This window comes from Microvirga sp. TS319 (assembly GCF_041276405.1).
Classification (GTDB): domain Bacteria; phylum Pseudomonadota; class Alphaproteobacteria; order Rhizobiales; family Beijerinckiaceae; genus Microvirga.
Genome location: NZ_JBGGGT010000002.1, coordinates 1793934 through 1807658 on the forward strand (window position 1 = coordinate 1793934; position 13725 = coordinate 1807658).

Here is a 13725-nt window from a genome sequence, read left to right on the forward strand (position 1 = left end):
CGTGGCCGTTGCTCCATGGAAAGACCACGCCCATGACCACGCACAAGATCGGCATCATCGGCCTCGGCAAGATCGCGCAGGACCAGCACCTGCCGGCCATCCGGGCCAATCCGAATTTCGAGCTTCTGGCGGTTTCGAGCACGCGTGGGCTGACCGATCATGACGCCCAATATACCTTCCGGGACTACCGCGACCTTCTGGGCCTCAAGGACGTGGAGGCGGTTTCGATCTGCACCCCGCCGCAGGTGCGCCACCAGATCGCTCGCGAGGCGCTCCTGGCCGGCAAGAGCGTGCTCCTGGAAAAGCCGCCCGCCGCCACTCTGAGCGAGCTGGAGGACCTGCGGCATCTGGGCGAGAAGCAGGGCAAGACCGTCTTCACCACCTGGCACGCCCAATACAACAAGGCGGTTGGGGAGGCCAAGAAGGCGCTCGCCGGCTGGTCCATCAAGCGCCTCCAGGTCACCTGGAAGGAAGACGTGCGCCATTGGCATCCGGGCCAGCAATGGATCTGGGAGGCTGGCGGCTTCGGCGTGTTCGATCCCGGCATCAACGCCCTCTCCATCGTGACCCGCATCATGCCCGAGCCGGTCTTCATCAAAACGGCCGATCTGGAATTCCCGGCCAACAAGGACGCGCCGATCGCCGCCACGCTGCAGCTTCAGACGGGCCACGCGGACGGCGACCTCCAGGCGGTCTTCGATTGGCGTCAGACCGGTCCGCAGACCTGGGACATCGAAGTCGAAACGGAAGCGGGCTTTGCCCTCAAGCTCTCGCATGGCGGCAGCTGCCTGGAAATCGACGGCCGGCTCGTGGTGCAGGAGGAGCCTGCCGAGTACCAGGGCATCTATCGGCGCTTCGATGCGCTTCTCACCCTCGGCCGCTCCGAGGTCGACGACGCCCCATTCCGCCTGGTGGCGGACGCTTTCATGATCGGCAGACGCGTGCAGGTCGAAGCGTTCGAGGATTAATGAGGCCTGCCGCGGAACCGATTCAGCTGTTCAGGCATGATTGTAACGAGCGCAGCCCGATCGGGCAGGAAGCGTCCGCTTGATCGCGACGCGATGGGCTCCTGCCGGATCGGGCGCGCACGAGCGTGCGGGAGGTTTGATCATGCAACGGCACTTGATTTTCTCTGCGATTCTGGCCGGTACCGCCGGATGTGTCATGGCTTATTCGGCCCCGGCTTCTGCCCTGACGATGAAGGAGTGCAGCGCCAAGTATAAGGCCGCCCAGACGGCCGGAACCCTCGGAGCGATGAAGTGGAACGATTTCCGCAAGGCGCAGTGCGGAGAGACGGCGGCGCCGGCGACAACCGGGGCTGTTACCCCTCCGCCCCAGGCAAAGCCGTCCACGGCGCAACCCACCGCTCCGGCAGTGCGCGGCAATGTGGTCTTCCCGACGTCGGTTTCATCAAAATACTCGACTGAATCGGCCGGGAAAGCCCGGATGCATACCTGCCTCGATCAATATAAGGCCAATCAGGCCTCCGGTGGGACAAGCAATGGCGGCTTGAAGTGGATCGAGAAGGGCGGCGGCTACTATTCGCAATGCAACACCCATCTGAAAGGCTAGAGCATCGGACGTGAAAAGTGGATCCCACTCTTGGGATCGATCCGATGCTCCCTTCTTAGATCAGCGCATCATTTGAGCGGACCCGAAGGGCCACTTTTTGCTGGCGCGGCCCGCTGGGTCCGCACGATGCGCTGAGGGGCGTTGTTCGATCGCTCGTCATTCCGGACGCCGCTGCGCAGCTCCGGAACGACGAGCGAGGTCTCAAGCCAGATGCTTCTTCAGGAACTCAACCGTCCGGCTCCAGGCGAGACCGGCGGCTTCCTTGTCGTAGCGGGCCGCGTTGGTGTCGTTGTTGAAGGCGTGGTTGGCGCCCTCGTAGACATAGATCTCGTAGGTCTTGCCCGCCTGCTTGAGCGCCGCTTCGTAGGCCGGGATGCCTGCGTTGATGCGCTCGTCGAGGCCGCCGTAGTGGAGCATGAGGGCGGCCCGGATCTTCGGCACGTCCTCGGCCTTCGGCTGCCCGCCATAATAGGCGACGCCCGCGTTCAGATCGGGTTCGTTGACGGCGAGCGTGTTGACCGCCCCGCCGCCCCAGCAGAAGCCGACGGCCCCGACCTTGCCGTTCCCGTCGGGAAGGCCCTTCAGATAGGCGACGGCCGCCTTGCCGCAGGCGATCACGTCCGGCGCCTTGAGCTGGCCGATCATCTCCCGGCCCTTGTCCTCGTCCTCGGGCGTGCCGCCCATCGGGGAGAGATAGTCGAGGCCGAGCGCGATGAAGCCCTCGGCCGCGATGCGGCGGGTCACGTCCTTGATATGCGGGTTGAGGCCGCGGTTCTCATGGATGACGAGGACCGTCGGTAGCTTCCCGCTGTCGTCCTTCGGCTTCACGAGATAGCCCTTGAGCCCCTGAGGGCCGGGAATGTCGACCATGGCGGCCGCGATCCGCGGATCGTTTTCCTGGGCCGTCTGCGCCATGGCGTAGTCGTTCTGCAGGAACGGCAGCAGGGCCGTTGCCGCGGCGGAGCTGCCGGCGAGCGCCGCCAGCCTGTCGAGGAAGGAGCGGCGGTTCATGCCGCCATGGGTGAAGTCGTCGTAAAGGTCGATGATGCGCTGATCCATGAAGGCCTCCTGGAGAGGCCCTCTGGTCTCCCCGGGAAGGATGGTAGCGTTGAACCCTAGCGGCGTTCCACCTCCTCACCGAGATTTGTAGTGCCGTCGCCGAGGCCCGTGGCCGCGGGCTTCCGTTCGACGGCGCGGTGACCCGACATTTCCGCGCCCGCCGTGGGTTCGAGGCGGGCGAAGGCGAAGCCCGCGACGGCGGAGACCGCCGCCACGGCCCAGAAGGCTGGGCCGAAATCCTCCGCCGCGATGGCCGCCCTGCCGTGCATGTGGGCCACGGCCTCGACCACGAAGGCGCCGAAGGCGACGCCCATGCTCAGCGCCACCTGCTGGGCCGCGCTCGACAGGCTCGTCGCATAGCTCATGTCGCGCTTCGACACTTCCGCGAAGGCGATGGCGTTCAGGCTCGTGAACTGGAGCGAGCGGAAACAGCCGCCGACCAGCAGGATGATCATGATCAGCCAATGGGGCGTCGAGGGCGTGAAGAACCCGTTGAAAGCCACGAAGGCCGCCCCGATGAACGCGTTGATCGTCAGGACGCGGTGGAAGCCGAAACGCTCGAGGATGCGCTTGGCCATGGTCTTCATGAACAATGCGCCCACGGCCGCCACGAAGGTGAGCGATCCCGACGCGACGGGGCTCAGGCCGAACCCGACCTGGAGCATCAGCGGAAGAAGGAAGGGAATCGCCCCGATGCCGACCCGGAACAGCGATCCGCCCACGATGCTGATGCGGAAGGTCGGCACTTTGAGAAGATCGAGCCGCAGAACCGGATGCGGCGTCCGCTTCGCGTGCCGGACGTAGAGCGCGACACACAGGATACCGCCGACCACGCAGCCGAGCGACACCTCCTCGGGGATGAGATGGCGTCCGCCGGAAGCCAGCCCCAGCATCAGAAGGGCAAGGCCGCTGCCGGAGAGCAGGAAGCCCACGACGTCGAGGGGCGGCGTGTCCTCCTCGCGGATGTTCGGCACGAACATCGTGCCGAGGATGATGCCGATGATGCCGATCGGGATGTTGATGAAGAAGATCCACCGCCAGTGGAAATAGGTGGTGATGAAGCCCCCGAGAGGCGGGCCGACCACCGGGCCGATGAGGGCCGGGATGGTCAGAAGCGCCATGGCCTGCACCACCTCGTTGCGGGGTACGCTGCGCAGGATCACGAGGCGCCCGACCGGCACCATCATCGCCCCGCCCATGCCCTGCACGAAGCGGGCGATGACGAAGCCTTCGAGCGAGTGGGCGCCGGCGCTGGCGAGCGAGCCTGCCATGAACACGCCGATGGCGGCTGTGAAAATGGTCCGCGCGCCGTACTTGTCGGCCATCCAGCCGGAAATCGGGATGAAGATGGCAAGGCTCACCAGGTAGGAGGTGAGGGCGAGCTTCAGGGCGATCGGATCGGTGCCCAGGTCCAGGGCGATCATCGGGAGTGAGGTGGAAATCACCGTGGAGTCCATGTTTTCCATGAACAGGGCGGTGGCGATGATCAGGGGGAGAAGACGGACCTTGCGCAGCATGACCGGAGGGACTTAGCGCCCTTAGGAAATCTTGGAAAGCCGTTTCCTGCACGGCAGATCTTCTGAGAATGCGTCCCTCGCCCCTTTGCGAAAGCGAAACACCGTGCTACGGACCCTTGCCAACTCGTCAAAGCGTTTTCGCTTCATCCGCCCTGCATTTTTTAGGAGTTGGCCATGGCCTCAATCGTCACGGATAAGATCATCGAAGGACTGACCTTCGACGACGTGTTGCTGCGGCCCGGTCGCTCCGAGGTGCTCCCCGGCGACGTGAACGTCGCGACGAGACTCACCCGCACGATCCATCTCAATATGCCGATCATCGCGTCCGCCATGGACACGGTGACGGAAGCCCGCATGGCCATCGCCATGGCCCAGAACGGCGGTCTCGGCGTGATCCACCGGAACCTCGAGCCCGAGATCCAGGCCGAGCAGGTGCGGCTCGTGAAACGTTACGAATCCGGCATGGTGATGAACCCCATCACCATTCACCCCGACGAGACCCTGGCCGAGGCGCTGGCCATGATGAAGCATCACGGCATTTCCGGCATTCCCGTGGTCGAGCGCGGCCCCAACGGCACGAAGGGCAAGCTCGTCGGCATCCTGACGAACCGCGACGTGCGCTTTGCCAACAATCCCGGCCAGCCCGTTTCCGAGCTGATGACCAAGGACCGGCTCATCACCGTCCGCGAAGGCGTCAGCCAGGACGAGGCGCGCCGCCTCCTGCACCAGTTCCGCATCGAGAAGCTGCTGGTGGTGGACGACCATTACCGCTGCATCGGCCTCATCACCGTGAAGGACATCGAGAAGCAGGTAGCCTATCCGAACGCCGCCAAGGACGAGCAGGGCCGTCTTCTGGTCGCCGCCGCCACCACCACGGGCGAGCAGGGCTTCGAGCGCGCCGAGCGCCTGATCGACGCGGGCTGCGACGTGGTCGTGGTCGATACCGCCCACGGCCATTCCGTGAAGGTCCTCGAAAGCGTCACCCGCGTGAAGAAGCTCTCCAATGCGGTTCAGGTCGTGGCCGGCAATGTGGCGACCCGGGAAGGCGCCCAGGCGCTGATCGACGCGGGCGCCGATGCGATCAAGGTCGGCATCGGCCCGGGATCCATCTGCACCACCCGTATCGTGGCGGGCGTCGGCGTGCCGCAGCTCACGGCGATCATGGAGGCGGTCGAGGCCGCTCACGGGGCAGATATTCCGGTCATCGCCGACGGCGGTATCAAGTTCTCGGGCGATCTCGCCAAGGCCCTGGCAGCGGGTGCCTCCTGCGCCATGGTCGGCTCGCTGCTCGCGGGCACGGACGAGACGCCCGGGGAGGTGTTCCTCTATCAGGGGCGCTCCTACAAGTCCTATCGCGGCATGGGCTCGGTCGGCGCCATGGCGCGCGGCTCGGCGGACCGCTACTTCCAGGCGGAGGTGCGTGACACCCTCAAGCTCGTGCCTGAAGGCGTCGAGGGGCAGGTGGCCTATAAGGGGCCGGTCTCGGGCGTGCTCCATCAGCTCACCGGCGGCCTTCGCGCCTCCATGGGCTATGTGGGCGCGGCGACCCTGCCCGAATTCCGCGAGAAGGCGCAGTTCATCCGCATCTCCAGCGCCGGCCTGCGCGAAAGCCACGTCCATGACGTGACGATCACCCGGGAGAGCCCTAACTACCCGACTCGCAGTTAAGGGTCACCCGAGTCCTCGCCCATGAGCATCACCGCCGTCCTCCTGCCCGTCTTCGTCCAGGTCGGGCTCACCTTCGTGCTGCTTCTCCGGTTGGGGAGTTCACGCGTCGCGTCTCTCCGGACAGGAGCTGTGAAGACGGCGGACATCGCCCTGGGCGAGCGGAACTGGCCCAAGCGCGTCCTGCAGATCCAGAATGCATATCACAACCAGTTCGAGCTGCCGGTGCTGTTCTACGCCCTGGTGATCCTCGGGCTGGTCACCCGCAAGGCGGACATGCTCTTCGTGGTCATGTCCTGGATGTTCGTGGCGAGCCGCCTCGTCCACGCCTTCATCCACACGACGTCCAACACGGTACTGTGGCGCTTTCAGGCCTTTGTGGTCGGCGTAATGATCCTGGCCGCCATGTGGATCGTCTTCGGCCTCAGGGTCTTCTTCGCGGAGGCGGGCCTTTGAAAAAGGCGGGACAGGCGATTACGTCCGTCCCGCACTTGCTGTCTCAGTAGCGCTTGCCGCTTTCAAGCTGGGTCTTCGCATCCGTCAGCTTGCGCGGCGGCGGGATCAGATCGACGGCCGGAGCCGTGGCACAGGCGGCGATCGCCAGCGTCAGGCCGAGGGCCACGAGGCGAGGAAGAAACGACATTTCGGAATGCTCAAGGCGAATCGTGCGGAATGCACGCAGCCCTTGAATCCATTTCTGAGCGTGTTGGAATATAGGAAATAACATGTCGCTTTCGCGGCCAAGCTTAAGTGTGCTTTTTCGATGACACCTGCAGCCCGCATCTCCGCCGCCGTCGAGGTCCTCGACGATATCGAGTCCCGCCGGCGTCCTGCGGCGGAGGCCCTCAAGGATTGGGGCCTCTCCCATCGTTTCGCCGGGTCGAAGGACCGGGCCGCAATCGCGAGCCTCGTCTACGACGCCCTGCGCCGCAAAGCGTCGGCTGCCTGGATCATGGGCGAGAACGCGCCGCGCGCGGTGATGCTCGGCATGCTCCGCCTCCAGCGTGGCATGGATGCCGAGGCCATAGCGGCCCTTTGCTCGGGCGAGCGCTTCGCCCCCGAGCCGCTGTCGGACGGCGAGCGCGCGAAGCTCGCGGCCGCGAGCCTCGAAGGCGCGAGCCTCAAAGGTGCTCCTGCCCATGTGGCGGGCGACTTTCCCGAATGGATCGCCCCCTCGCTCGAAGGTCTCCTCGGGAACGATCTGGTTCCGGAGATGCAGGCGCTGGCCACCCGCGCGCCCCTGGACCTGCGCGCCAACACCCTCAAGGTTTCCTCCCGCGAGGAGGCGCACGACGCCCTGCCGCATCTCGGCGCGGTCGAGACCCCGCTCTCGCCCTTGGGCCTGCGGATCGCGCCAAGCGAGGACGGACGCGGCCCCGCCGTGCAGGCGGAGCCCGAATTCATCAAGGGGTGGTACGAGATCCAGGACGAGGGGTCGCAGCTGGCGGCCCTGTTGTCGGCCGTGAAGCCTGGCGAGCAGGTGGTCGATCTGTGCGCCGGGGGCGGCGGCAAGACGCTGGCCCTCGCCGCCATGATGGAGAACCACGGGCAGATCTACGCCACGGACGGCGATACGCGCCGTCTGGCTCCCATCCACGACCGGCTGAGCCGGGCAGGAGTGCGCAATGTCCAGGTGCGCACGCCGAGGGGCGGCGCGGACCCCGTATCCGATCTCGACGGTCGGATCGATTGCGTGCTGGTGGACGCGCCCTGCACGGGCGTGGGCACGTGGCGGCGCAATCCGGACGCCAAATGGCGCCTGCGCCCGGGCAGCCTGGATGTGAGGCGCAAAGAGCAGGCGACCGTTCTCGACCGCGCGGCCGCCCTGGTGAAGCCGGGAGGACGGATCGTCTACATCACCTGCTCGATCCTGCCCGAGGAGAACGACGAGGCACTCGAAGGCCTGCTGCAGCGCGATCCCGGTTTCGAGACGGTGAAGGCCGAGGCTCTCCTCGCCGCGGCGGGCTTGTCGAACCTCTCCCCCCATGTCCGCCTCACGAAGCACGGGATTCAGCTGACGCCCAGGACGACCGGAACCGACGGTTTCTTCGTGGCTGCGCTGAAGCGCCGCCCATAGTGGGAATGGGCCTGGTCGATGGCCGACAGAATTGAGCCCTTTCCTCGATATCCGACTGTCGGAGACATCGGCCTCGAGCCCGGGGCGGGTTCTACAGCGTCGGGCGTGAAGTCGAACTCACGTCCGACGCTGTCAGTCTATGGTCTTGAGCATCTTTTCGCGCAAAACCGGTGCCCACTTCTGCGTTCGAGGCTCTAAAATCCCATTGCCGGAGCGGAGCGCCGCGCTGGGGCCGCCGCGCCGGGGCCGGAACCTTGGTTTCCCTGGGCGGCATCGAGGGCGTTGATCGAGGCCGCGTGGCCGGCATAGGTCTTTCGCAGGAAGGCCTCGTCCCCGCTCAGATCGCTGCATCTCAGATGCCGCAGGGCCCGCTTGACCTCGGCGGTCTTGAGCAGGCGCCGCTTGTCGGCCTCTTCCCAATGGGAGCATCCGAGCTTGCGGGTAATGAATTCGCGCACCTCCGGGAGCGCGCCCTGACTGAGCGTCTCGATCGTCTGGATGGACAATCCCTCGGGCATTCCGGGGCCCGGAAGGAAAAGCCCAAGCGATGAGAAAAGCGTTATAAACGTGAAACGCCCCATGGCGGCCCCGTTAAAGGGCATGACACCGCGGCAGGGATGAGGGTAAAGCACCAGCACGATCCTCTGCCGAGATGTGCCCTCCTACCCGAAGTGAAGCAAATGGCTCAGACCCACGACAAGATTCTGATCATCGATTTTGGCTCTCAGGTAACCCAGCTCATAGCCCGCCGGGTTCGCGAGGACGGTGTCTATTCAGAGGTAGTTCCTTTTCAGAAAGCCGCCGAAGCGATCCGGACCATGAAGCCGAAAGGCGTGATCCTGTCCGGCGGTCCCGAATCCGTCACGACCGATGCTTCCCCGCGGGCTCCAGGCGAGCTGTTCGATACGGGGCTTCCCGTGTTCGGCATCTGCTACGGTCAGCAGACGATGGCGGCGCAGCTCGGCGGCGAGGTCGAGGGCGGACATCATTCGGAATTCGGCCGGGCCGAGATCGAGATCCTGTCCGAGAGCCCGCTCTTCCAGGGGGTGTGGCAGGTCGGCAAGAAATATCCCGTGTGGATGAGCCACGGCGACCGGGTCACCAAGCTGCCGGAAGGCTTCGAGGTTCTGGCGGCCTCCGAGAACGCGCCCTTCGCGGTCGTAGCCGATGAGGAGCACAAGTTCTATGGCGTCCAGTTCCACCCGGAGGTCGTGCACACGCCGCAGGGCGCGCAGCTGATCCGGAACTTCGTCCGCGACATCGCGGGCTGCAAGGGCGACTGGACCATGAAGGCCTTCCGGGAGGAGGCGATCGAGCGCATCCGCGCCCAGGTCGGCACCGGCCGGGTGATCTGCGGCCTGTCAGGCGGCGTCGATTCGGCCGTGGCGGCAGTGCTCATCCACGAGGCCATCGGGGACCAGCTCACCTGCGTCTTCGTCGATCACGGGTTGCTGCGCGCATCGGAAGCCGAGCAGGTGGTGAGCCTCTTCCGCGACCATTACAACATCCCGCTCGTGCACGTTCAGGCGCAGAACCTCTTCATCGACGCGCTCGAGGGCGTGTCGGACCCGGAAGTCAAGCGCAAGACCATCGGCAAGCTCTTCATCGACGTGTTCGACGAGGAGGCGAAGAAGATCGGCGGCGCCGATTTCCTGGCGCAGGGAACCCTCTATCCCGACGTAATCGAGAGCGTGTCCTTCACGGGCGGCCCCTCGGTCACCATCAAGAGCCACCACAATGTGGGCGGGCTGCCCGAGCGCATGAAAATGAAGCTCGTGGAGCCCCTGCGCGAGCTATTCAAGGACGAGGTGCGCGTGCTCGGCCGCGAGCTCGGCCTTCCCGACGCCTTCGTGGGCCGCCATCCGTTCCCGGGTCCGGGTCTCGCCATCCGCGTCCCCGGCGAGATCACCCGCGAGAAGCTCGACATCCTGCGCAAGGCCGATGCGATCTATCTGGAGGAGATCCGCAATGCGGGCCTCTACGACGAGATCTGGCAGGCCTTTGCCGTGCTGCTCCCGGTCAAGACCGTGGGCGTGATGGGCGATGCGCGCACCTACGACCATGTCTGCGCGCTGCGCGCCGTCACCTCGATCGACGGCATGACGGCCGATTTCTACCCCTTCAACATGGCGTTCCTGGGCCGCGTCGCCACCCGCATCATCAACGAGGTGAAGGGCATCAACCGCGTGACCTACGACATCACGTCGAAGCCGCCCGGCACGATCGAGTGGGAGTAACCCCATGGCGACAGGCGAGGCCGTCACGATCTACGGCATCAAGAACTGCGACACGATGAAGAAGGCGCGGGCCTGGCTCGACGCGAACGGCGTTGCCTACGCCTTCCATGACTACAAGGCGGAGGGCATCGACCGGGCGCGTCTCGAGGGCTGGGTCAGCCAGGTCGGCTGGGAGACGCTTCTCAATAGGGCCGGCACGACCTTCCGCAAGCTCCCCGATGCCGCCAAGGCCGATATGGACGGGCGCAAGGCGCTCGCGCTCATGCTCGACCAGCCCTCGATGATCAAGCGCCCCGTTCTCGAACGGGGCGGCCGCCTTCTCGTCGGGTTCAAGCCGGAGCTATACGAGACGGCGGTCGGGTAGGGCGGAAGTTCCGTCTCCGTCCTGACGCTCACGCCGTCATCCCGGGTTCCGCTGGAGCATCGGACGCAAAAGTGGGAACTGGTTTTGCGTGAAAAGATGCTCAAAAACAAAATGTTACAGCGCCGGACGTGAGTTCGATTTCGCGTCCGGCGCTGTATGTGAGGACGACCGCGGAGAGGAGGATGAGGGTGACGGAACGTTCCTCCCCGCCTCTGCAGGAATAACAATCGGTTGCTCCGTTACGAAAGAAAAAAGGCGGGCCGTTGGGCCCGCCTTTTTCGTTGCGTGAGGCGTCCTATTGGATCTTCGGCGGTTCGTCGAAGTTCAGGCTGGGCAGGCCGCCGTCGCCGCCTGGGGCACCGAGGCCCGGCACCAGGAGCTCGTCGAGCTTCTTCTGCACCGCGGCAGGATCGACGGCTGGGCCGGCGGACTTGTAGTGGGTGACTATCTGGGGGAAGGTCACCACCAGCGCCACCATGATGAGCTGGATGATCACGAAGGGCACGGCGCCCCAGTAGATCTGGCCCGTGGTCACCGGCTCCATGCGCTTGCCCGTCACGCGGTCGATATAGGGCACCTTCGGGGCTACCGAGCGCAGGAAGAACAGGGCGAAGCCGAAGGGCGGGTGCATGAACGAGGTCTGCATGTTCACCGCGAGGATCACACCGAACCAGATCAGGTCGATTCCCATCTTGTCCGCGGCTGGGCCGAGGAGCGGAATGATGATGAAGGCCAGCTCGAAATAATCGAGGAAGAACGCCAGGAAGAAGACCAGGACGTTGACCACGAGCAGGAAGCCGATCTGCCCGCCCGGGAGGGAGGTCAGCAGGTGCTCCACCCACAGGTGCCCGTTCACGCCGTAGAAGGTGAGCGAGAACACGCGCGCGCCGATCAGGATAAACAGCACGAAGGCGGAGAGCTTCGCCGTCGCTTCCGTCGCCTGGCGGACCAGGTTCCAGTTGAAGCGGTTCGGGTTGTTGTCGAGCTTGCGCTTGATCGCGGCCAGGATAACCGATCCGAGCGCGCCCATGGCGCCGCCTTCCGTCGGCGTCGCGAGGCCGATGAAGATCGTGCCGAGCACGAGGAAGATGAGCAGCAGCGGGGGCACCATGACGAAGGTGACCTGCTGCGCCATGTTGGACATCAGGCGAAGGCCCGTGAAGCGCTCGATCAGGCCCACGATCAGGGCGTAGATCGCGCCGGCCAGCACCATCTCCATGGCGAGCGCGAGATTCTCGTGGTTTTGGGTGTGGAGCACGTAGTAGACGCCCACGAGAAGGGCGACCAGAACCGCCGAGACGGCGATGCGCTTCGCGCCGAGCATCTTGTTCATGAGGGCGCAGATCAGCGCCACCACGGTCGCCACGCAGATCGTGAGGATCACGAAATCCGCGCCCGCCTTGGTGCCGGTTTGAGACAGCACGTAATAACCCACGAAGCCCGAGAAGACGACCAGGATGCCAAGCTGCCAGACGCCACGCGAGCCGTTCGGCTCCCGGTAGCCGATCGCCTCCGGCGGCAGGCCGGGAGCCGCTTTCGGGAAAAGGACCGACACCAACATGACGTAGCCGGCATAGAGCGCGGTCAGGATCAGGCCCGGAAGGAAGGCGCCCTCGTACATGTCGCCCACCGAGCGGCCGAGCTGGTCGGCCATGACGATGAGAACGAGGGAGGGCGGGATGATCTGGGCGAGCGTGCCCGAGGCCGCGATCACGCCCGACGCCAACCGTCGGTCGTAGCCGTAGCGCAGCATGATCGGCAGCGAGATCAGGCCCATCGAGATCACGGAAGCGGCCACGACGCCTGTCGTCGCCGCCAGCAGCGCGCCCACGAAGATGACCGCGTAGGCGAGGCCGCCGCGCACCGGGCCGAAGAGCTGGCCGATGGTGTCGAGAAGGTCTTCCGCCATGCCGGACCGTTCGAGGATGTAGCCCATGAACGTGAAGAACGGCACGGCGAGCAGCACCTCGTTCGACATGGTGCCGAAGACGCGGTCGGGCAGGGCCTGGAGGAGGGGCCAGGAGAGATTGATGGTTTCCGGGGCGAGGGGCGCAAGCTCCACCGCGATGAAGAAGAAGAGAAGGCCGTTCGCAGCGAGCGCGAAGGCGACCGGGTAGCCGAGCAGGAGGAACACCACCAGCGCCGCGAACATGATCGGCGCAAGGTTCTGGGCAATCAAAGCAGCCATGGACGAAAAACTCCGAAAATCAGTTCAGGGCGGGGTCAGCGGCTGCTGGTTCCCGGAGGTTCGTTCTCGGCCGCGATGCCGGAAAGCAGGCGCGCGGCCTCTGCTTCGGCGGACGCGCCGTGTCCGCCCGTATCGTGCACGTCCTCGAGCTTGCCCTGCATGATTGCGACCCGCTTGATGAGTTCGCTCATCCACTGGAAGAACATGGAAAGGAAGCCCAGCAGGATGAGGCCCTTGGCCGGCCATATCAGCAGACCGCCCGCGTTGGAGGAGACCTCGCCGGACGCGTAGGACTTTGCGAAATAGGGGATCGAGAGCCACAGCATCAGGCCGACGAAGGGCAGCAGGAAGAAGACATGGCCGATGATGTCGATCCAGTCGCGGCCGCGCTTCGACAGACGGCTGGAGAGGATGTCGATCCGGATGTGCTCGTTCGCGATCAGCGTCCAGGCGGCGCAGAGCATGAACACGGCGCCGAACAGGTACCATTGCAACTCCAGCCAGGCATTGGAGGAGACGCCGAAGACCCGGCGGATGATGGCATTGATGGCCGAAACCAGGATCGCAACGACGATGGCCCAGGCGGCGATTTTGCCAACGCGTACGTTGATCGCATCGATGACGCGAGAAAGCTGGATGAGCGCGGTCATCTTCTGCCTCCCCCTTCGATAAAACGGTTATGGTTGGAATCTTAAGGCGTAGCTAGCGGTTTTCGGGCCGCTACACTATTCCGCCTTAGTCTATGCTGAAGATTAAAGGGGTCAGTAACCGGGAAATTTTCGTGCTGCAAGATGCACGATATTAAAAGTTTAGGCGGCGCAGGCCCTTATCGACAGGTCGAAACTTGCCGTATAGGAATCTGAGCGTCCCGATACGACTATCTTCACCTTCGGACACGCCGGTCGCACGCCGGGGCAGGCCGGGGCGAGCTGGAGCATCGAACGCGGGAAGTGGGTACCGGTTTCGCGTGAAAAGATGCTTGAAACCATCGACCGACAGCCTCGGATGTGGGTTCGATTTCACATCCGATACCGTAGAGTTTCTTG

Annotated in this window: 13 protein-coding genes; 7 read left to right on the forward strand and 6 right to left on the reverse strand. The window is 64.7% G+C overall.

Annotation, left to right across the window (positions count from 1 at the left end):
• The first annotated feature begins 32 nt into the window (after positions 1-32).
• Together AB8841_RS17845 and AB8841_RS17850 are read left to right on the forward strand one after the other, a co-directional pair.
• A complete protein-coding gene (locus AB8841_RS17845) occupies positions 33-968 on the forward strand; it encodes a Gfo/Idh/MocA family protein (protein ID WP_370437162.1) in 936 nt (311 codons plus the stop codon).
• Between the two features lie 196 nt (positions 969-1164).
• Positions 1165-1572 carry a hypothetical protein gene (locus AB8841_RS17850; protein ID WP_370437163.1) on the forward strand — a complete coding sequence of 136 codons (408 nt, stop codon included), beginning with the start codon at positions 1165-1167 and terminating at the stop codon, positions 1570-1572.
• 201 nt (positions 1573-1773) lie between these two features.
• On the opposite strand, the gene AB8841_RS17855 is transcribed toward AB8841_RS17850, so the two are convergent.
• Positions 1774-2631 carry a dienelactone hydrolase family protein gene (locus AB8841_RS17855; protein ID WP_370437164.1) on the reverse strand — a complete coding sequence of 286 codons (858 nt, stop codon included), beginning with the start codon at positions 2629-2631 and terminating at the stop codon, positions 1774-1776.
• 56 nt (positions 2632-2687) lie between these two features.
• Positions 2688-4145, reverse strand: a complete 1458-nt coding sequence (locus AB8841_RS17860; RefSeq protein WP_370439300.1) for an MDR family MFS transporter — start codon at positions 4143-4145, stop codon at positions 2688-2690.
• A 177-nt stretch (positions 4146-4322) separates the two neighbouring features.
• Here AB8841_RS17860 and guaB point away from each other — a divergent pair, with 177 nt between their 5' ends.
• On the forward strand, positions 4323-5816 hold the full coding sequence (gene guaB, locus AB8841_RS17865; RefSeq protein ID WP_370437165.1) for an IMP dehydrogenase: 1494 nt from the start codon (positions 4323-4325) through the stop codon (positions 5814-5816).
• 21 nt (positions 5817-5837) lie between these two features.
• Positions 5838-6269 carry an MAPEG family protein gene (locus AB8841_RS17870; RefSeq protein WP_370437166.1) on the forward strand — a complete coding sequence of 144 codons (432 nt, stop codon included), beginning with the start codon at positions 5838-5840 and terminating at the stop codon, positions 6267-6269.
• A gap of 43 nt (positions 6270-6312) precedes the next feature.
• On the opposite strand, the gene AB8841_RS17875 is transcribed toward AB8841_RS17870, so the two are convergent.
• Positions 6313-6456 carry a hypothetical protein gene (locus AB8841_RS17875; protein ID WP_370437167.1) on the reverse strand — a complete coding sequence of 48 codons (144 nt, stop codon included), beginning with the start codon at positions 6454-6456 and terminating at the stop codon, positions 6313-6315.
• Positions 6457-6576: 120 nt separating this feature from the next.
• On the opposite strand from AB8841_RS17875, the gene AB8841_RS17880 reads away from it, so the two are divergent.
• Positions 6577-7890 carry an RsmB/NOP family class I SAM-dependent RNA methyltransferase gene (locus AB8841_RS17880; protein ID WP_370437168.1) on the forward strand — a complete coding sequence of 438 codons (1314 nt, stop codon included), beginning with the start codon at positions 6577-6579 and terminating at the stop codon, positions 7888-7890.
• A gap of 194 nt (positions 7891-8084) precedes the next feature.
• Here the strand turns inward: AB8841_RS17880 and AB8841_RS17885 are convergent, their stop codons facing one another.
• The gene (locus AB8841_RS17885) at positions 8085-8408 is read right to left on the reverse strand and encodes a hypothetical protein (protein ID WP_370437169.1); all 324 of its coding nucleotides are present in this window, start codon (positions 8406-8408) and stop codon (positions 8085-8087) included.
• A gap of 162 nt (positions 8409-8570) precedes the next feature.
• Here AB8841_RS17885 and guaA point away from each other — a divergent pair, with 162 nt between their 5' ends.
• Positions 8571-10127 (forward strand): glutamine-hydrolyzing GMP synthase, encoded by a 1557-nt coding sequence (guaA, locus tag AB8841_RS17890; protein WP_370437170.1) that lies wholly within the window; start codon positions 8571-8573, stop codon positions 10125-10127.
• Between the two features lie 4 nt (positions 10128-10131).
• A complete protein-coding gene (locus tag AB8841_RS17895) occupies positions 10132-10491 on the forward strand; it encodes an ArsC family reductase (RefSeq protein ID WP_370437171.1) in 360 nt (119 codons plus the stop codon).
• 295 nt (positions 10492-10786) lie between these two features.
• Here AB8841_RS17895 and AB8841_RS17900 read toward each other — a convergent pair whose 3' ends face one another.
• Both AB8841_RS17900 and AB8841_RS17905 read right to left on the reverse strand, forming a co-directional pair.
• Entirely contained in the window at positions 10787-12679 is a 1893-nt protein-coding gene (locus AB8841_RS17900) for a TRAP transporter large permease subunit (RefSeq protein ID WP_370437172.1), read from the reverse strand.
• 35 nt (positions 12680-12714) lie between these two features.
• A complete protein-coding gene (locus AB8841_RS17905) occupies positions 12715-13329 on the reverse strand; it encodes a TRAP transporter small permease subunit (RefSeq protein WP_370437173.1) in 615 nt (204 codons plus the stop codon).
• Between the last annotated feature and the right edge of the window lie 396 nt (positions 13330-13725).

Excerpts from the sequence above, each read along its gene's own strand:
- AB8841_RS17845 (WP_370437162.1), top strand. The coding sequence starts at position 33 with ATGACCACGCACAAGATCGGCATCATCGGCCTCGGCAAGATCGCGCAG.
- AB8841_RS17850 (WP_370437163.1), top strand. The coding sequence starts at position 1,165 with ATGGCTTATTCGGCCCCGGCTTCTGCCCTGACGATGAAGGAGTGCAGC.
- AB8841_RS17855 (WP_370437164.1), bottom strand. The coding sequence starts at position 2,631 with ATGGATCAGCGCATCATCGACCTTTACGACGACTTCACCCATGGCGGC.
- guaB (WP_370437165.1), top strand. The coding sequence starts at position 4,323 with ATGGCCTCAATCGTCACGGATAAGATCATCGAAGGACTGACCTTCGAC.
- AB8841_RS17870 (WP_370437166.1), top strand. The coding sequence starts at position 5,838 with ATGAGCATCACCGCCGTCCTCCTGCCCGTCTTCGTCCAGGTCGGGCTC.
- AB8841_RS17875 (WP_370437167.1), bottom strand. The coding sequence starts at position 6,456 with ATGTCGTTTCTTCCTCGCCTCGTGGCCCTCGGCCTGACGCTGGCGATC.
- AB8841_RS17880 (WP_370437168.1), top strand. The coding sequence starts at position 6,577 with ATGACACCTGCAGCCCGCATCTCCGCCGCCGTCGAGGTCCTCGACGAT.
- AB8841_RS17885 (WP_370437169.1), bottom strand. The coding sequence starts at position 8,408 with ATGCCCGAGGGATTGTCCATCCAGACGATCGAGACGCTCAGTCAGGGC.
- guaA (WP_370437170.1), top strand. The coding sequence starts at position 8,571 with ATGGCTCAGACCCACGACAAGATTCTGATCATCGATTTTGGCTCTCAG.
- AB8841_RS17895 (WP_370437171.1), top strand. The coding sequence starts at position 10,132 with ATGGCGACAGGCGAGGCCGTCACGATCTACGGCATCAAGAACTGCGAC.
- AB8841_RS17900 (WP_370437172.1), bottom strand. The coding sequence starts at position 12,679 with ATGGCTGCTTTGATTGCCCAGAACCTTGCGCCGATCATGTTCGCGGCG.
- AB8841_RS17905 (WP_370437173.1), bottom strand. The coding sequence starts at position 13,329 with ATGACCGCGCTCATCCAGCTTTCTCGCGTCATCGATGCGATCAACGTA.